The organism is Chryseobacterium sp. S0630, from assembly GCF_024158915.1.
Classification (GTDB): Bacteria; Bacteroidota; Bacteroidia; order Flavobacteriales; family Weeksellaceae; genus Chryseobacterium.
Genome location: NZ_JAMZGF010000083.1, coordinates 1 through 18,334, shown reverse-complemented (window position 1 = coordinate 18,334; position 18,334 = coordinate 1). Strand labels below are relative to the sequence as shown.

Genomic DNA, 18,334 nt, shown 5'->3' with positions numbered 1-18,334 from the left:
AAAAAATCATCCTAAAAAAATAATATGGGTAGTTTATAAACAAAAACCGCCTCAAGGAAAATGAGACGGCTTCTTTTAAGTATAATCTTAGGGTTGATTCATCTAAAATGCCTTTTGTTCTTTAAGAATTATTCAGTTTCAGATATTGATTTGATGAATTGATAGAGATCAGTTTCTGTATCAAGATAGAGTTTTTTTCGTAAACGATATTTTTTTGTTTGTACAGACCTGTGCTCCATGGAAGTATATTGTGCAATTTTTTTTGAAGAAAATCCAAGCCAGATCATAGCGCAAAAAGATAAATCAGATTGAGAAAGTTGAGGATTAGTTTTTAAAAGCTGCTGACAGACTTCTGGATAAGTTTCCTGAAATAATGACAAAAAGCCAACGCTGTTTTTCTTGGCAATTTGGATGATATTTTCATGATTTTTACTGAGTTTCTTTTAAGGTTTTTTGTTTCCTCTTCTTGCTGCAGGATGATCTTTTTCTTTTCTAAAAGCTTTTTTTTCTTTCTTTTAATCTGCATATAAAAGTAAAGAGAAAGTACAGCAATGAGTGCCAATGAAAAACCTCCATACCATAATGCCGTTTGAGTTTTGGCTTTCTTTTTTTCTTCCTCTTTTTCTTTGGTTATTTTATTGAAGGATAGTGTTATAGCTTTGCTTTGATCATTGTCCATACTATCTTTTAACAAAGTTGCTTTGTTTAAATATTCAGATTCTTTAAGGTCTTTATAAACTGTGGCCAGCCATCTGTAATTATCTAAGACCAGATAAGGTCTGTTTACTTCTTTTGCCAGTTCAAGGGATTTTTGATAGGCATCAATAGCCTCATTATTTTTTTTCTGAACATACCAGAAAAAAACCATAATTATATAAAACAACCGCTCTCTGGTATTTATTATGTTTAAACCTTTTGGTTTCTATGAGGTCAAGGCTTTTTTTTAAATAATAATGGGCTGAATCTAAATTTTGGTCATACTTTGTATAATGATAGGCTATAAGTCCTATATCTAAAGGATTCAGATCTGTTTTCATTGCTTTATGAAGGTAGACGAGTGATGAATCAGAATGTTCAGCTCCGTTGAAATAAGATGCCCGGGTTGAATAAACATACCGTAAAAAAAATCGGCAGTCCTGATTATCTTTTTTCAATCTTAAAGCAGATTTCATGGCTTTTAAATTATAATCTAAGGCCATTTTAGGGAGATTCATTCTGTTGTAGACCTGTGAATATTCCTGATTGATTTTACCAGCAAGAAAGTCATCATTGATATCTTTTGATTTTTCCTCAGCATCGTTCAGATATTCTATGGCCTTTTTAAATTCTCCTGTCAGCCAGAAACGATTGGCAAGATTGGCATATCCCAGAGCTTCTCCTTTAGGGTAATTAATTTGGCTGGCTTCTTTTATGATTTTTTGATTCCAAATGATCAGATCCTTGTTAGATATTTGGGTTCTGAGTTCTTCATTTTTTTTATGAGTAAAGTATCTATTTGCGCTATGCTGTAGTGTTGTGGAAATAGTTTTGAACAACAGCATGTAAAAATAAGGCAATAGATTATTCTATTAAAATTTGTCAAAGATTTCTCGGCCATAGAATAAATACTGTATTGAAAATAGGACAAGAATAATACAATGGAAGATGAAAGTGGATTTCATTATACTATAAACTGCAGTTTATTAATTCTTGTAATTAAGGCTAATGTTGATAAAAAACAGGTGGGATTATTACCCCCACCTGTAAGCATCATAAAGGTTTTTTGATCAATTTTGTGTTTTAGAATCGATAATTTGACTGCAATTTCAAAAAAAGAAAAGAAATAAGAAAATTATAGAATACATCATAGGTACATCATGTTGTTTTACTCTGTCTGTAAGTGTTATTATTAGGTTGTATGTATGGTGTAGGTCCATTGCTTACACACATTGTATAGTGGTTTTGTAATGGATGATGTTGTTATGCTTACTTTGCATGAAGTTTAAAAAAGAACTGAAAAAATAATTTTAATGTTCGGTATGTCTTTTTCTTTACCAATATTTTTCCAATCTATTAGATGTAAATCGGTATACAAATGAAAATAAAAGTTCCAGTATCATATCGTATTTTTTTACTGCTAAATGGAAGTTTCTTAATTATGATGTAGAAATATCTAAGTAGCAGATACAGGTTTCCCTGATGATATTAAACACTAAGAATAATAACTTCTTCAGCAGGATATCAGAATGAGTGATTACGAGTATGAGTTCCAAAGATCTTGAATATAATAAAAAGACTTATTGTTTCCAGTAAGTTTTTAAGTGAGCGCGAAAGGAATCGAACCTTTGCCGTCCCGATTGAAATCGGGATGCTCTATTCAATTTGATTAATCACTGATTGTTTGAGAGTAAATAAAAACAAAAAAGACTCACTGTTTCCAGTAAGTCTTTAAGTGAGCGCGAAAGGATTCGAACTTTTGTCGTCCCGATTACAAATCGGGATGCTCTATCCGTTCTGTTTTATTAATGATTTTTAAATAAGGAATAAAAACAAAAAAGACTTACTAAAAATAGTAAGTCTTTAAGTGAGCGCGAAAGGATTCGAACCTTTGACCGTCTGCTTAGAAGGCAGATGCTCTATCCAGCTGAGCTACGCACCCTAAATTTTATAAGTCGGGGCGGCAGGATTCGAACCTGCGACCTCCTGGTCCCAAACCAGGCGCGATGACCGGACTACGCTACGCCCCGAGGTGTCATCAGTAACGAATTTTACTTCGTTTTTGCGGTTGCAAAGGTACAATACTTTTTGGAATAAAAAAATAAAATCAGGAATAATTTTTAATTATTTTTTCGTGAACGCTCTTTGAATACTTATACTTGTTTAAGAATCATATTCTTATATTGTTTTTATTATCACTCACTAAAATGACCAATTTTTACCCAGACTTGAGCAAAAATAAAAAGAGCCTTTCAATTTTTATTGTGAGCCTTTTTGTAAAATCGAAAGGATTCGAACCTTTGCCGTCCCGATTACAAATCGGGATGCTCTATTATTCTGCTTCATCAATGATTTTTAAGTAAGGAATAAAAACAAAAAAGACTTACTAAAAATAGTAAGTCTTTAAGTGAGCGCGAAAGGATTCGAACCTTTGCCGTCCCGATTGAAATCGGGATGCTCTATCCATTCTGCTTTATCAGTGATTTTTAAGTAATGAATAAAAACAAAAAAGACTTGCTAAAAATAGTAAGTCTTTAAGTGAGCGCAAAAGGATTCGAACCTTTGCCGTCCCGATTGAAATCGGGATGCTCTATCCATTCTGCTTTATCAGTGATTTTTAAGTAATGAATAAAAACAAAAAAGACTTACTAAAAATAGTAAGTCTTTAAGTGAGCGCGAAAGGATTCGAACTTTTGTCGTCCCGATTGAAATCGGGATGCTCTATCCAATTTGATTAATCACTGATTATTTGAGAGTAAATAAAAAAACAAAAAAGACTCACTGTTTCCAGTAAGTCTTTCAGTGAGCGCGAAAGGATTCGAACCTTTGACCGTCTGCTTAGAAGGCAGATGCTCTATCCAGCTGAGCTACGCACCCTAAATTTTATAAGTCGGGGCGGCAGGATTCGAACCTGCGACCTCCTGGTCCCAAACCAGGCGCGATGACCGGACTACGCTACGCCCCGAAGGGGTCATCAATAACGAATTTTACATCGTTTTTAGGGCTGCAAAGTTGCAATTCTTTTTGGAATAAAAAAAGAAAATGAGGTATAATTTTTAATTAATTTTTTATGCACCCTTTTTTATTAACTTTACCCTGTTAATAACCATTGATTTAGCCCGCTTAAAAATGATGAAAGAATTTTCTTTTTTTTTGTTCACATTAAACATTCTTATCCCAAAATATAAAAAAATAGCCTTGAAAACAGAAACTCGTTTTCTTCTGTTCTTCTGTTTTTTGATGATGTATTCTTGCTGTAAGAATCAGGAATTTGTTAATCACGCTATTGCAAATACATCACTGAGTTTATCCCGCTGCGCAAAGTCTCCCGACTTTGAGGTTTTTGTATTATAATGTAGCAATATTTTTAAGTTTAGATGCCTTAATAAAAGCGTCTATTGTGGCAAAAATATGATTTTTAGTATCGTTGTCGAGTTCCTGAATTGCTTTTATTTCCATAGCTCCGCAAAGTCTCCCGACTTTCTCGCTCCGCAAAGTCTCCCGCTCCGCAAAGTCTCCCGCTGCGCAAAGTCTCCCGACTTTGAGGTTTTTGTATTATAATGTAGCAATATTTTTAAGTTTAGATGCCTTAATAAAAGCGTCTATTGTGGCAAAAATATGATTTTTAGTATCGTTGTCGAGTTCCTGAATTGCTTTTATTTCCTCAGCTCCGCAAAGTCTCCCGACTTTGAGGCAAAAAAAATCAAATAACTCAATTCAATATTATAAAAACCTTGCAAAATGCGAGGTTTTTTCATTAAACAAGCCCCACTAATTCCTATATTTGCTCCATGAAACGATTAATGCTGCTGTACGTACTTTTCCCTGTATTTCTATTCTCACAGACTACCGGAAAAGTGATCAAAATTTCAGACGGAGATACCATTACTTTACTGTTAAAAGGCAATCAACAAAAAAAGATCAGATTAGCCGAAGTCGATTGTCCGGAAAGTGGACAGGCGTTCGGTAAAAATGCAAAGCAGTTTACTTCTGCGCAGGTATTCGGGAAAACGGTAAGCTTTGTTGAAACGACTACGGACCGTTATGGAAGATCCATTGCGAAAGTGTATTATGATGATGGGAAATACCTTTCTAAAGAGCTTATCAAAGCAGGATTGGGATGGTGGTATTTTTCCTACTCAAAAGATACTTCTCTGGGCAAAATTCAGGAAACTGCAAAGCTTAAAAAAGTGGGACTTTGGCAGGATAGTAACGCTCTCGCTCCCTGGGACTACCGCAAAATGAAACGTGAGCTTAGAAATAATAAGAAAATCGAAGCGGCTAAGAACGGAACAAAAATAAAAGGAGTTGCATAAATATTTTGACAGAAGCTTGGAGAAAACAATCAATTGATTAGTCTTCAAACAACTTTCATCTTTTTGTCTTTCTTCTTTATGAAAACATATAAAAAACCTCACAACAATATTGTGAGGTTTTTCGATCTTGTATCTACAGTTTAGATTTTGTTTAAGGATTAGATTTCACAGCATCGTACATCATTGAGTTTTTCTGCTGATCTGTGTAATCGTATTTGTATTGATAAAATGATGATTCCCAGTCTCCATAGCCAACGTTAGGTATAATTATGAATTTTTTACCAAAATCATTAGCGGAGTTTTTCACTGCTGAAGAACGCTCTGTTTCCGATTTTTTATCAAATATATCTGAAAAATCAGCGAGATTGTCACCTAGCAGCAACACAATATTATAATTTTTAGCAATATCTTTTCTGCGGGTTTCCTTACTACTTTCTTTGGATCTCAGGATAAGGTTGGCATCGCTTTGAATCGGGAAATTGTATTTTTTTAAATTCTTTAAAGTCCCTTCACGTTCCTGCTCCACACGGTTGGTCACATAAAATACCTGAATTCCTTTACTGGCAGCATACTGATAGAATTTCTGAGAACCTGTAAGCGGAGTGGCAATGCCTTTCGCAGTCCATTCTTCCCATGTTTTCTGATCATAATTCTTTCCCATTTTTGAACGCTCAACAGCGTAATAAGAATTATCTAAAAAGGTCTCATCAATATCAGAAACAATGGCTAAAGGTTTGTCAGATTTCTGCGATAAAGCTTCATCCAGACGAAGCGTGGCAATATTGTAGGCCTGAAGACATAATGCTTCATATTCTGCTGCTCTTTGCTGATAAAAAGCTGCGTATATCTTTCCGTCACGTCCAAGGTTTTGATAAGGTGTATTGTCTGTAAAAGTCTTTGAAACTGGTACCGTTGTTGTACACGATATAACCGAGACAAAGAAGCAACTGGCGATAATGAGATTAAAATTTTTCATAGAATTTGAATAGGAAGAACAAAATTATGACAATTTGATTGGATGACAATTATTTTATGGAAGTAAAAAAGGAGGCCGGCAATAAGAATAGACCAGCCTCCTACAAATCAAATATATCTTTTAAAATTTTGTCTTTCGACTTTAAATCTTTCTTTCCCCCATTTTGACAAAGCTGTTTGTAATATTTCTATGCCATGGTTGAGCTCCAGATGATTATTTAATAAAAAGAGAAGGGTATTCAGTTTTTCAACGGAAATTTTTTTGCGGTTTTTACTTTCAAAAAGATGCTGAGCTCCTCTTCTGGACAAAATAAAATCATTCAGATAGGGCCGATCTGGCTGAATAGGAAATATATTAAGAATACCAAGCAGACTTAAGTACCTGAACTTAATAAGTTTGTTGAAACTGGTTTTAGCATCCATAGACTGATACAGTTTCTGGAATTTGTCAGAAGGAAGACTATCTGTTTGTTGGAAGAAAATATGATGGTTTCCAGACTCTTTTATCCAGTGTATATATTCATGAAGATCGCGGCATATGATAAGAGCTTTGGAATGATTCAATTCAGAATATTTATGATATTCTCCTAAGCCTGCCTTTTCCTGTATAATGGATATTTTTTCTAAAAACCATTTCTGAAAGACTTCAAAATTATGAGAGATCTTTTCCCAGCTCCAAAGATCATTGCTTTCGGTGTTGAAATAGATATTTCTAAGCAGATTCCATTCATGCTTCGGATGTTTTCCGATATAAGAGTATAAAAACAGCAGCCAGCAGGCGTTATCTATTTCTCCATTTTGAAAATAGTGAACAACGAATTGTAAGGGATTAAAAGATATGCTTCTATGATCTGAACAGTCTTGATGACTGGTATCTGATACTTTTGTTATTTCCTGTATTTCATTGGAAATTAATGAGCTGAAATATTTTAGCTCTTCCGGATTATTGCCAATACTGATCGGGTATACATGCTGATGAAACGATCTTAATTTTTGTTCTAGTTTTAATTCAGGTTCACAAAGCAAAGTGGTTTCATTCTTTTCCATAATATTTTTCGCCCAATTTTATTTTCTCTCTTCCATTTTCTACTCTCCATTTGTTGGTATCTCTTAAAGAATAAGCACATCCACAGTATTCCTGCATATAGAACTCTTCTTCTTTACTGATTTCCAGCATTCGTTTTGAACCTCCTTTTTTTCTCCAGTTGTAAGTCCAGTATTGTATTCCTTCATAATGGCTGGCGGCCCTTACACCACAATCGTTAATCTGTTCCATGTTTTTCCATCGGGAAATTCCCAATGAACTGGAAATAATGTCGAATCCATTTTCATAAGCATATAAGGCTGTTCGCTCAAAACGCATATCAAAACACATGGTGCATCGGATTCCTCTTTCAGGCTCCCATTCCATGCCTTTTGCTCTGGCAAACCAATCGTCAACATCATAATCAGCATCCACAAAAGGAATACTATGCTTTTCTGCAAAACGGATATTTTCTTCTTTCCTTAAATCATATTCTTTCTTTGGATGAATATTGGGATTATGGAAAAAAATAGTAAAGTCAATACCCGAAGCAATTATCGCTTCCATTACTTCTCCCGAGCAGGGAGCACAGCAGGAATGCAGCAACAGCTTTTTACCACCTTCCGGTAATACTAATTTCTCTCTTTCAAAATTCATTTTCTCTTTTATTCTCCTTTAAAATCCGGATTTCTTTTTTCTATAAATGCGCCAATACCTTCACTGTGATCTTTCGTATCAAACAATTCTCCGAATAAAACTGCCTCCTGTTGCAAACCATCTGTAATGTGTAATTCGACACCTGTGTTCAATGATTGTTTCGCTTTTGCTACAGCTACAGGTCCTCTTGAGGCTATTGTTGCAGCTAATTTTTGGGCTTCATTCAATAATTCTTCAGGGGCAATCACACGGTTTACAAATCCCAATTCTTTACAGGTTTCTGCTGAGTAAAATTCACCGGAGAATACCATTTCCCGGGCTTTGTATAGTCCGATAGCTCTCGGTAAACGTTGTGTTCCACCAAAACAAGGTAATAATCCAAGGGTTACTTCCGGTAATCCAAATTTTGCTTTTTCACTGGCCAGAATGATGTCACAGGATAGAGCCAGTTCACACCCGCCACCCAGTGCGAAACCGCTTACTGCTGCTATCACGGCTAATGGTAATGCTTCAATAGAGTTGAAAGCAGTCTGAGCCATAACAGAAAAATCGGTTGCTTCCTTTGGGGACATACCCTGCATTGCTTTGATGTCAGCACCTGCAACAAAAGCTTTTTCTCCGGATCCGGTAATGATTAAAACACGAATGTCTTTATTGGATTGGATTTGATCTGCAAATGCTTTCAGTTCCTTTAAAACGGTTTCATTCAAAGCATTTAAAGCCTGTGGGCGGTTAATGGTTAAGGTTCCGATATATCCTTCCTGCTGGTATAATAGTGTTTCAAAATTCATGATTACTGATGTTTGTTTAAGAATTGAATAATGCTTGAAAAATCGCTCGTGCCATTTCCGGCTTCACTCCAGATTCTGTAAAGGTTTAAAGCAGCATTTCCCAATGGAGTAGAGGTTCTGGTTTCCAGACCTGCTTCTGCTGCCAGTCCCAGGTCTTTTGTCATTAAATCTACTGCAAAACCTCCCGAATATTCTCTTGATGAAGGTGCATTTTCCATCACTCCCGGATATGGATTATAGACTTCCAGCGACCAGTTTCTACCGGAACTTTTCTGCATGATTTCACTTAATATTTTAGGTTCTAATCCGTGGCGTACTCCTAAATTGATGGCTTCTGAAGTTCCGATCATATGTATCGCAAGCAGCATATTATTACAGATTTTTGCTACCTGTCCTGCTCCTGAATCTCCGGCATGGAAAATATTCTGTCCCATACATTTGAGTATCGGTCTTGCCTTTTCGTAATCTTTGGTTTTACCGCCAACAATAAAGGTTAATGTTCCTGCCTGTGCTCCTGCAGTACCACCGGAAACGGGTGCATCGATCATTTTACATCCTTTTGAATCTGCTAATTGAGCAACAGAACGTGCGGTCACCGCATCAATAGTACTGCTGTCGATGATCAATGTATCAGGTTTCAGCTGGCTGATAAACTCATCAGAATAGAGTTCCGCAACGTGTTTACCAGACGGAAGCATGGAAATAATGACATCTGCGTCTTTCGCAGCAGCTAGAGCAGAGTCAGATATCTGCCCACCTGCTGAAACCAGTATTTCCAAAGCTGATGGGGAAAGATCAAATCCGGTAACGTTATGACCTTTTTGTACAAGGTTGATGGCCATGGGGCCACCCATATTTCCTAATCCTATGAATGCTATATTTGACATATTTAATCTTTTTTTCCTAAGTTTTTTAATGGATGTTCCTCACGAGACCAAAGCGGAGTAAAATAGCTGTCTACCCATTCTTTGGTTATATCATTTAATGTTACAGGCTGCCACTTTGGAGACTGGTCTTTATCTACAAGCAATGCTCTTACGCCTTCTGCAAAATCCGGATGGATGCAGCATTGGCATGATAAGTTTAATTCGGATTGAAAGACTTCTTCCAAACTTAAATTTTTACCTTCTTTTAATTGTCTGAAGATGATGTGTGCTGAACTTGGAGAGCCTGCCTCAAAGCTTTTGATTCCTGTATTGATCCATTCATCTTTATCAGGATATTGCAGTAAAATTTCTTTGAACTCTTCTAAAGAACCTATTCCTTCAAATTGTTTGATGAATGAATGATGGCTCTGCGCCTGTGACTCGGGAGTATCTGTTTCTTTGGAAATGTTTTCCAGAATTGCGGAAACGGTTTGGTGGTCATTTCCATTCCATTGAACCTGATTCAGCGCATTCAATAGTGTTTCTTTTGAACTGGAAGAGACGTAATAGTCTGCCAATCCTAAGAATTTACAGTCGGCTCCATCTAATCTTGCCCCTGTTAATCCTAGATAAATTCCATAAGCGGAAGGCATTTTGTTTAAAAACCATGTGCCGCCAACATCCGGATATAAACCGATGGTAATTTCAGGCATTGCCAGCTTACTTCTTTCGGTCACAATACGGTGGGAAGCTCCTACCATAACACCGATGCCGCCACCCATCACAATTCCGTGTCCCCAGACAATAATGGGCTTCGGATAAGTATGAATAGCATAATCTACCTGATATTCCTTGAAAAAGAAATCGAAACACGGCTGAGGTACTTTTGTTCCGTCAACACTTTGCTGTTCGATAATAGCATCGTGCAGTTTTCTTACATCTCCTCCGGCACAAAGAGCTTTTTCACCGGCTCCCTGAATAAACAGACAGACTACTTCATCAGATGTTTTCCATTTTTCCAAAACAACTTTCAATTCTTCAATCATTTCTAATGAAAGCGAATTGAGCGTTTTTTCGGAATTCAGGGTGATGATTCCGACTTTATTTTTTATTTCTGTTAGTACTAAACTCATTTTTAATCTTTTGAATTAACGGATTTGTATCATGGCTCCTTCTTCTAAAATCTTTCTTGAAATCACCAGTTTCATAATTTCGTTGGTTCCTTCTACCACCTGATGCACTCTGGCATCCCGCATAAGACGTTCCACCGGAAAGTCCTGTGTGCATCCATATCCGCCCAATATTTGTAATGCTTCGTTGCAGATGTTAAAACACATATCGGTTGCCAGACGTTTTGCCATAGCACAGTAAGTAGTAGCATTCGTGTCTTTAGAATCTAATTTGAAAGCTGCCAAAAGGACCATCTGACGGGCTGCCACCAATTCTGTTGCCATATCAGCAATTTTAAACTGCAGTGATTGAAACTGAGCCAGTGATTTTCCAAACTGAAGCCTTTCATGCATATATTTTCGGGCTTGGTTAATAGCTCCCTGTGCAGCTCCTACAGAACATGTTCCGATGTTGATGCGGCCGCCATCCAGGCCTTTCAATGCTATTTTAAATCCTTGCCCCAATTCACCTAAAAGGTATTTCTCATCTACTTCCACATGATCAAAGAAAACAAAGCGTGTCGGCTGGGTATTCCAACCTAATTTTTTTTCTTTTTCGCCAAAGCTGATCCCTTCAGAATTAGCGGGTACTACAAATGCACTGATTCCTTTAGGACCAGAGTCTCCCGTACGGGCCATTACAATAAGTATATCACTTTCGCCTGCTCCGGAGATGAATGCTTTCGTTCCGTTAATGATGAATTTGCTGCCCTTTTTTACTGCCGTAGTTTTTAGGGCTGCAGCATCTGAACCGGAACCCGGCTCTGTAAGACAATAAGAACCTAATAATGTGCCTGATGACAAATCCGGACATAGTTGTTTTCTTATCTCTTCATTCCCAAATTCATCAATCATCCATGAAACCATATTGTGTATGGTAATATAGGCGGTAGTGGAAGGACAGGCGGCTGCCAGTTCTTCAAATATAATGGCAGCGTCCAGCCGTGATAATCCCAGACCTCCGGCATCTTCGCTGGTATAAACACCGCAAAACCCCAGTTCTCCGGCCTTCATAATAGCTTCTCTCGGAAATACCTTCTGAGCATCCCATTCCGAAGCATAAGGTGCCAGCTCTTTATCGGCAAACCTTCTTGCGGCATCCTGAAACGCCAGCTGATCTTGATTTAGGTTGAATTCCATAGAAAGCTTATTTTAAACTGATGGTCATATTCAGATCGCCTGCAGGTATGTCTTCTTCAAACCAACGGGCTGTAATCGTTTTGGTTTCTGTATAAAAACGGACTCCTTGTTTTCCGTAAGAATGCAGGTCGCCAAAGAATGATTTTCTCCATCCTGTAAAAGAGAAAAACGGTAATGGAACAGGAATCGGAAGGTTTACCCCAATTTGTCCCACTTCAATTTCGTGCTGGAATTTTCTGGCTGCTGCCCCTGAATTGGTAAAGATGGAAGTTCCGTTTCCATAAGGATTAGCATTGATGATTTTAATAGCTTCATCAAGTGTTTCCGCTTTTAATAATAATAAAGCTGGTCCGAAAATTTCTTCTTTGTAAATATCCATATCCGTAGATACGTTATTGAATAAAGTAGCACCTACAAAGTGTCCGTTTTCATAGCCTTCTACTGTACAGTTGCTGCCATCCAGCAATACCTCAGCTCCCTGATCATAAGCACTTTTAATCAATCTTACAACCTTGTCTTTTGATTGTTTGTTGATTAAAGGACCAAAAGCTGCTGAATCATCAGACCATACTCCGGGTTTAATCGTGCTTAAAGCTTTTTTGATATCATCCACCCAATTTTGAGCTTCACCCACCAAAACAGCTACACTGATTGCCATACAACGCTGTCCGGCCGCTCCGCAGGAAGCTCCTACAAGATTGTTGATGACCTGTTCTTTATTGGCATCCGGCATGACTACCATATGATTTTTTGCTCCTCCAAAAGCCTGAACTCTTTTCAGATTATCAGTTCCTGTGCGGTAAACATGTTCCGCAACGGGAACTGAGCCTACAAATGAAATGGCTTTGATTTCCGGATGGTTCAGAATGTGATTAACCTGATCTTTGGATCCGTGAACAATATTCAGAACTCCTTTAGGAAAACCTGCTTCTAAAAATAGCTCAGCCATTTTCATAGAGGTCATCGGGGTTTGTTCTGAAGGTTTTAAAATAAAGGTGTTTCCACAGGCAATGGCCATAGGGAACATCCATAAAGGAATCATTGCGGGAAAGTTGAAAGGGGTAATTCCTGCACAGACTCCAAGAGGCTGAATATAGCTATAGGTATCAACACCTCTCGCTACATTTTCTACCGTTTCTCCCATCATGAGCGTTGGAATGTTGCAGGCATGCTCTACCACTTCAATGCCGCGCCATACATCTCCCATGGCATCAGGGAATGTTTTTCCATTTTCTTTGGAAAGGATTTCGGCAATTTCTTTTTGATTTTCTTTTAAAAGCTGCTGGTATTTTAGAAAGAATCTGGCTCTTTCCGGAGTAGCTACTTCTTTCCATGTTTTGAAGGCTTCTTTAGCGGCTTCTATCGCCTGATCTATTTCAGATAATTCCGTTAAAGGAACTTCTGCAAGAATTTCCTGGGTAGCAGGATTTTCTACAGGAAGATGCTGTACCGCTTTACTTTCTATAAAATCTCCGTTGATTAATATTGTTACTTTTTGTGACATGATTTTTAGATTGAGGTGAAAAGCTGAGAGTGAATTTTTATTTTCACTCTCAACTTCTTATTAGATTATATTACCAGCAGATCAACAAACTCGTTGACATCCAGATCAACAAGCGTATCGTATTCTAAAGAGTTTTCCAATACAATTCTCTGTTGTTTTTCCGGGAATATTCTGGCAAGATTTACTTTGTATTTCTTGATCAGTTCAGGAATTCCTTCTTCTCTTCTGCGTTTGTGACCGATTGGATATTCTACAACGATTTCTTCCAATACCGTTCCGTCGTTTAATTCTACCGTTAAAGCATTGGCAATCGAACGTTTTTCAGGATCATGATAATCTGTGGTGAACTGTACATCTTCCACACATTCAATTTTATCACGAAGGATGTCGATTCTTGGATCTGATGCTATGTTATCTTCATAGTCTGCAGCAGTAAGCCTTCCGAAGATCAGTGGAACTGCTACCATGTACTGAATAGCGTGATCACGGTCAGCAGGATTGTTCAATGGACCTTTTTTATCAATAATACGAATGCAGGCTTCGTGGGTACGGATGGTTATTTTCTTGATGTCTTCAGCAGATTTTCCTGATTGTTTTAATTGATGATGTAAAGTCATAGCTGCTTCTACAGCTGTCTGAGAGTGGAATTCTGCAGGGAATGAAATTTTAAACAAAACATTTTCCATCACATAAGAACCATAATCTCTCTGGAATTTGAATTCATTTCCTTTGAAAGATACATCATAGAATCCCCATGTTTTTGCAGTTAATACAGATGGATAACCCATTTCGCCTGTCTGGGCAATTAATGCCAGACGTACAGCTCTTGAAGTGGCATCTCCTGCAGCCCATGATTTGCGGCTTCCTGTATTGGGAGCGTGACGGTATGTTCTTAAAGACTGTCCATCAACAAATGCTAGAGAAACGGCATTGATTAATTCATCCCGCGTCAAACCGATTAGTTTTCCTACAACGGCTGTAGAGGCTAGTTTCACCAATAAAACATGGTCTAAACCTACTTTGTTGAATGAATTTTCTAACGCAATTACGCCTTGTATTTCGTGAGCCATAATCATTGCTTCCAGAACCTGTTTCATTTTCAGCGGAGCTTTTCCTTCTGCGATATTCGTTCTTGAAAGCCAGTCAGCGGTTGCTAAAATTCCTCCCAGGTTATCTGAAGGGTGTCCCCATTCAGCAGCTAGCCAGGTATCATTGAAATCAAGCCATCGGATAATTGCTCCAATGTTGAAAGCAGCCTGTACCGGATCCAGCTGAAACTGTGTACCAGGAACTTTAGCTCCATTCGGAACAACAGTACCTTTTACGATAGGTCCTAAAAGTTTGGTACATGCAGGATAAGTCAGTGCTTCCAATCCGCATCCGATCGTGTCTAATAAACAGTAGTGTGCTGTTTTCCAGGCTAAATCGTTTTTGATTTCATAGTGTAATACATAATCTGCAATATCTGTTAATACCTGATCCGGTTGTGGTCTTTCGTTTGAAATGTGTGATGACATCTTTATTTTTTAGTTTAATTATGAATTGATTTTTTATTTTCTGTTTTCGATGTTGACAAAGTCTTTATTTTCAGGGCCTGTATAATTGGCACTTGGGCGGATAATTTTTCCATCCTGTCTTTGTTCGATAATGTGTGCACTCCATCCTGTGACTCTGGAGATAACGAATAACGGAGTGAACATCAATGTGGGAACTCCCATCAGGTGATAAGATACCGCAGAGAACCAGTCCAGATTCGGGAACATTTTCTTTTCTTCCCACATCACAGTTTCCAGTCTTTCAGCAATATTATACAGCAGCATGTCTCCGGCTTCTTCGGAAAGTTCTTTGGCTACTTTTTTTATCACTACGTTTCTTGGGTCCGATATGGTATAAACAGGATGTCCGAATCCGATGATTACTTCTTTGTTGGCAATACGTTTTCTGATGTCTTCTTCTGCTTCATCAGGAGAATTGTAGCGGCTTTGGATTTCGAAAGCTACTTCATTGGCTCCTCCATGTTTTGGACCTCTCAAAGCACCAATAGCTCCTGTGATACAAGAATAAAAGTCCGATGAGGTTCCGGCAATAACTCGGGCAGTGAACGTAGATGCATTAAACTCATGTTCAGCATACAGATTAAGAGATATTTCCATTGCTTTCACCCACGAATCCGGTGCTTTTTTACCATGCAGCAAATGAAGGAAATGTCCGCCAATAGTATCATCGTCCGTTTCTACATTGATCTCTTTGCCATTGTGTGTATAGTGATACCAATATAAAAGTCCTGAACTGAAGGAAGCCAGTAGTTTGTCGGCAATATCTCTTGCTCCCGCAACATTGTGGTCATCTTTTTCAGGCTGAATACTTCCGATTGCTGAAACCATTGAACGCATAACGTCCATTGGATGTGCGGCTGCCGGAATACTTTTTAAGATATTTCTTACAGAGTGGGGAAGTCCTCTCAGTGATTTTAATTTTGCTTTATAGTTTTTGAGTTGAGCTTCAGTAGGCAGCTGGCCATAAATCAGAAGATAGGCTACTTCCTCAAATTGTGCTCTTTCTGCAAGATCCAGAATGTCATAACCTCTGTAATGAAGGTCATTTCCACTTTTTCCTACACTGCAAAGAGCGGTATTGCCTGCTGTTACCCCTGAAAGAGCTACGCTTTTTTTAGGTTTAAATGTTGGTTCGCTATTCGTTGACATGAGTATTTTGTTTAAAAAGGTTATCTAATTTTTGTTCATAATCATAGTAGCCGATGCTTTGATAGAGTTCTTCTCTGGTCTGCATCGTATCCAGTACGTTAGCTTGTGTTCCATCCTGACGGATATGCTGGTATACATTCTGTGCTGCTTTATTGGCTGCCCTGAATGCGGAAAGAGGGTAGAGGATAAGCCCTACACCTGCGTTTTTCAGTTCTTCAACGGTGTACATTTTGATCATCCCAAACTCAGTAATGTTGGCTAATACGGGGATTCCGGCAGCATCAACAAATTTTTGATAAAAGCTTAAATCGGGTACTGCTTCGGCAAAAATGAAATCTGCACCAGCTTCCTTGTAGGCGATGGCTCTTTCTAATGTTTTTTCAAGACCTTCATTTGCAAAAGCGTCTGTTCTGGCTCCAATCACAAAATTTTCATCGGTACGGGCATCTGCAGCCGCTTTAAGTCTATCTACCATTTCCTCTTTGCTTACGATTTCTTTTCCAGGACGGTGTCCGCAACGTTTTGCACCCACCTGATCCTCAATGTGAATGGCTGCTGCACCAGCTTTGATTAATGATTTAATAGTTCGGGCAACATTAAAGGCAGAAGGTCCAAATCCTGTATCAATATCCACCAAAAGGGGTAAATCACAAATATTAGTAATACGCTGAACATCTATGAGTACATCATCCAGAGTGGTAATCCCTAAATCAGGAATTCCTAAAGATCCTGCAGCAACACCTCCTCCTGAAAGATAGATTGCATTAAAACCAGCCTGCTGTGCCAATAATGCATGATTGGCATTGATGGCTCCCACAATCTGAAGGGGATTTTCTTTTTCCATTGCCTCCCGGAATTTCAGGCCGGGGGATTTCCAGTTTTCATTTTTGATCATTTTAATATGTATTGTTGAGTTGAAATTTGTTTATCAGTGAAGAAGCCGGGAATCTGTTAAGACTTAGCTTTTGAGTAAAAAAGAAAAGATGGGTGACAATTTGAGAAATCTTACTATCCTGCAGCTGATGAGAATTTTGATAAAATCTTCCTGAGCAGGTCTGTAAAATAAACCTGTTACGACTCCACGAATAATTAAGATTGCTTTGGTACATCATTACTTTTTACATTGATTAAATCCTATAAAAAGTTCTCAGTAAACTTCGCGGTGCTTTATGAAGAAAGAAAAATTACGGAAAGGGGATACGAATGAGCCACAGAATCATGAGAAGTACCCAATGTACACTCATATCCATCTCAAAAAAATAACATAGGTTGATAAAACTGTTTTTATCACACTATATCCATATCGTATCATACCTGACTGTAAGCTTCAAATCGCGAAAGCATCGTCAATACGAAATAGGCAGGTCTCCTGACTTGTAACGGTTTTTATCATCCTTCCCATATGAAAAATATACAGTGGATATCAATTGATAAAAACTTTTTGTTTGTTACTTACAGTTGCGCGACAGTTCGTGATTTACACACGATTCCCTTTTAATACACAGCTAAGTGTAACCAGTTTCGGTTGATAAAGAAGGTTTTAAGAACTCCTTGGTGGTAAATATAAGTATTTTATAATAACGAAAAAGATATTTTATGTAATCAATAGTTTTTTTACTGTAATCTATTGGAAATGCTTAAGTTGTGATGGGTGTTTTAGGGTGAAAACGGATTATTTGTGTTGTTAAATTAATATAAAAGATAACCGAAAAATTAAAGATAGTTAATAAATTTGCTGTTCTTCTTTCATTTTATAAATTTTATTAATCGTATATTATTGATTATGGTAGACATTGCAGAATTTAAACAAAATCTGGGTTTGAGTGAAGTTCCTGTAGAGCTTGAAAAACTGATTTACTTCCAGAATACCATTTCCTCGTTTGAAAATTATTCGCAAGGCTTTGGTGTGTTAATCGATAGTAAATCCGGACTGAAAAGCTGGAGTGATGATGAAAGTTTTTTGAATAGTATGCTGCCTTTTGCTCAGGCCAATGGTTCAGGTTCATTCTATGCCATCTGGAATAATGCAACGGATCAGCCTTTAAATAAAATGCCTGTTGTGGTTTTTGGAGATGAAGGTGGAGTTCATATTGTCGCTGAAAATAGTGTACAGTTTTTACATTTGCTCACTTTTGACACTGAGATTTCAGTAGACTTTGATGAAGCTTATTTTTATAGAGATGAAGAGGATTATGAAGAGAGTCCGGATTTAAATGAATATTTGAGGTGGATGAAAGGAGATTACGGTTTAAGCCAGATTGAAGAACCTGATGTGTTGATTCAAAATGCTCAGGCTCGATATAAAGAAAGTTTTGATCAATGGTTTGGGCAATATTTTACAGATCATTAATCTTATATTAATAACTTCTCTGTAGAAGATTTTCATTTTTGATAAGTGAAGTTTTTTTTGAGTACGAAAGGATTCGAACCTTTGACCGTCCCGATTTCAATCGGGATGCTCTATCCAGTCTGTTTTATCAATGATTTTTAA

General features: G+C 37.6%; 15 protein-coding genes, 5 tRNA genes and 1 riboswitch. Of the genes, 2 read left to right on the top strand and 18 right to left on the bottom strand.

Features of this window, described 5'->3' with window-relative positions; all coding sequences use genetic code 11:
• Nucleotides 1-331 precede the first annotated feature (331 nt).
• The 7 genes from NK356_RS22640 to NK356_RS22610 all read right to left on the bottom strand — a co-directional run bounded on the left by NK356_RS22640 (nt 332) and on the right by NK356_RS22610 (nt 3,661).
• On the bottom strand, nt 332-868 hold the full coding sequence (locus tag NK356_RS22640; protein WP_253318119.1) for a hypothetical protein: 537 nt from the start codon (nt 866-868) through the stop codon (nt 332-334).
• Nucleotides 834-1,541 (bottom strand): hypothetical protein, encoded by a 708-nt coding sequence (locus tag NK356_RS22635; protein ID WP_253318118.1) that lies wholly within the window; start codon nt 1,539-1,541, stop codon nt 834-836. Before NK356_RS22635 ends, NK356_RS22640 begins: the two co-directional genes overlap by 35 nt.
• A 1,023-nt stretch (nt 1,542-2,564) precedes the next feature.
• Nucleotides 2,565-2,638, bottom strand: a tRNA-Arg gene (locus tag NK356_RS22630).
• Nucleotides 2,639-2,651: 13 nt separating this feature from the next.
• A tRNA-Pro gene (locus NK356_RS22625) sits at nt 2,652-2,726 on the bottom strand.
• A 247-nt stretch (nt 2,727-2,973) separates the two neighbouring features.
• Nucleotides 2,974-3,035: transfer RNA gene (locus NK356_RS22620), tRNA-Ser, on the bottom strand.
• Nucleotides 3,036-3,499: 464 nt separating this feature from the next.
• Nucleotides 3,500-3,573 (bottom strand) — tRNA-Arg (locus NK356_RS22615).
• Nucleotides 3,574-3,586: 13 nt separating this feature from the next.
• Nucleotides 3,587-3,661: transfer RNA gene (locus tag NK356_RS22610), tRNA-Pro, on the bottom strand.
• 826 nt (nt 3,662-4,487) lie between these two features.
• Between NK356_RS22610 and NK356_RS22605 the strand changes: the two genes are divergently transcribed.
• Complete coding sequence (locus NK356_RS22605) at nt 4,488-5,012, top strand: thermonuclease family protein (protein WP_253318117.1); 525 nt, start codon at nt 4,488-4,490, stop codon at nt 5,010-5,012.
• Between the two features lie 151 nt (nt 5,013-5,163).
• On the opposite strand, the gene NK356_RS22600 is transcribed toward NK356_RS22605, so the two are convergent.
• The 11 genes from NK356_RS22600 to prpB form a co-directional block, all read right to left on the bottom strand.
• Nucleotides 5,164-5,988: a 5'-nucleotidase, lipoprotein e(P4) family gene (locus tag NK356_RS22600; RefSeq protein WP_253318116.1), complete on the bottom strand. Its 825-nt coding sequence runs from the start codon at nt 5,986-5,988 to the stop codon at nt 5,164-5,166.
• Nucleotides 5,989-6,095: 107 nt separating this feature from the next.
• The gene (locus tag NK356_RS22595) at nt 6,096-7,034 is read right to left on the bottom strand and encodes a hypothetical protein (RefSeq protein WP_034700181.1); all 939 of its coding nucleotides are present in this window, start codon (nt 7,032-7,034) and stop codon (nt 6,096-6,098) included.
• On the bottom strand, nt 7,021-7,668 hold the full coding sequence (locus NK356_RS22590; RefSeq protein ID WP_253318115.1) for an epoxyqueuosine reductase QueH: 648 nt from the start codon (nt 7,666-7,668) through the stop codon (nt 7,021-7,023). The genes NK356_RS22595 and NK356_RS22590 overlap by 14 nt, the downstream gene beginning before the upstream one ends.
• Before the next feature lie 8 nt (nt 7,669-7,676).
• Nucleotides 7,677-8,459, bottom strand: a complete 783-nt coding sequence (locus NK356_RS22585; protein WP_034700185.1) for an enoyl-CoA hydratase/isomerase family protein — start codon at nt 8,457-8,459, stop codon at nt 7,677-7,679.
• A 2-nt stretch (nt 8,460-8,461) separates the two neighbouring features.
• On the bottom strand, nt 8,462-9,346 hold the full coding sequence (mmsB, locus tag NK356_RS22580) for a 3-hydroxyisobutyrate dehydrogenase (protein WP_034700187.1): 885 nt from the start codon (nt 9,344-9,346) through the stop codon (nt 8,462-8,464).
• 2 nt (nt 9,347-9,348) lie between these two features.
• Complete coding sequence (locus NK356_RS22575) at nt 9,349-10,458, bottom strand: enoyl-CoA hydratase/isomerase family protein (RefSeq protein ID WP_253318114.1); 1,110 nt, start codon at nt 10,456-10,458, stop codon at nt 9,349-9,351.
• A 15-nt stretch (nt 10,459-10,473) separates the two neighbouring features.
• Entirely contained in the window at nt 10,474-11,634 is a 1,161-nt protein-coding gene (locus NK356_RS22570) for an acyl-CoA dehydrogenase family protein (protein WP_253318113.1), read from the bottom strand.
• A 7-nt stretch (nt 11,635-11,641) separates the two neighbouring features.
• Nucleotides 11,642-13,138, bottom strand: a complete 1,497-nt coding sequence (locus NK356_RS22565) for a CoA-acylating methylmalonate-semialdehyde dehydrogenase (RefSeq protein ID WP_034700191.1) — start codon at nt 13,136-13,138, stop codon at nt 11,642-11,644.
• Between the two features lie 65 nt (nt 13,139-13,203).
• A complete protein-coding gene (locus NK356_RS22560) occupies nt 13,204-14,655 on the bottom strand; it encodes a bifunctional 2-methylcitrate dehydratase/aconitate hydratase (RefSeq protein ID WP_253318112.1) in 1,452 nt (483 codons plus the stop codon).
• Between the two features lie 33 nt (nt 14,656-14,688).
• A complete protein-coding gene (gene prpC, locus NK356_RS22555; protein ID WP_034700194.1) occupies nt 14,689-15,843 on the bottom strand; it encodes a 2-methylcitrate synthase in 1,155 nt (384 codons plus the stop codon).
• The gene (prpB, locus tag NK356_RS22550) at nt 15,830-16,738 is read right to left on the bottom strand and encodes a methylisocitrate lyase (protein ID WP_034700197.1); all 909 of its coding nucleotides are present in this window, start codon (nt 16,736-16,738) and stop codon (nt 15,830-15,832) included. The genes prpC and prpB overlap by 14 nt, the downstream gene beginning before the upstream one ends.
• A gap of 446 nt (nt 16,739-17,184) precedes the next feature.
• Nucleotides 17,185-17,378: riboswitch (cobalamin riboswitch) on the bottom strand.
• A 248-nt stretch (nt 17,379-17,626) separates the two neighbouring features.
• Between prpB and NK356_RS22545 the strand changes: the two genes are divergently transcribed.
• Nucleotides 17,627-18,193: a hypothetical protein gene (locus tag NK356_RS22545; protein ID WP_051934673.1), complete on the top strand. Its 567-nt coding sequence runs from the start codon at nt 17,627-17,629 to the stop codon at nt 18,191-18,193.
• Nucleotides 18,194-18,334: the final 141 nt, after the last annotated feature.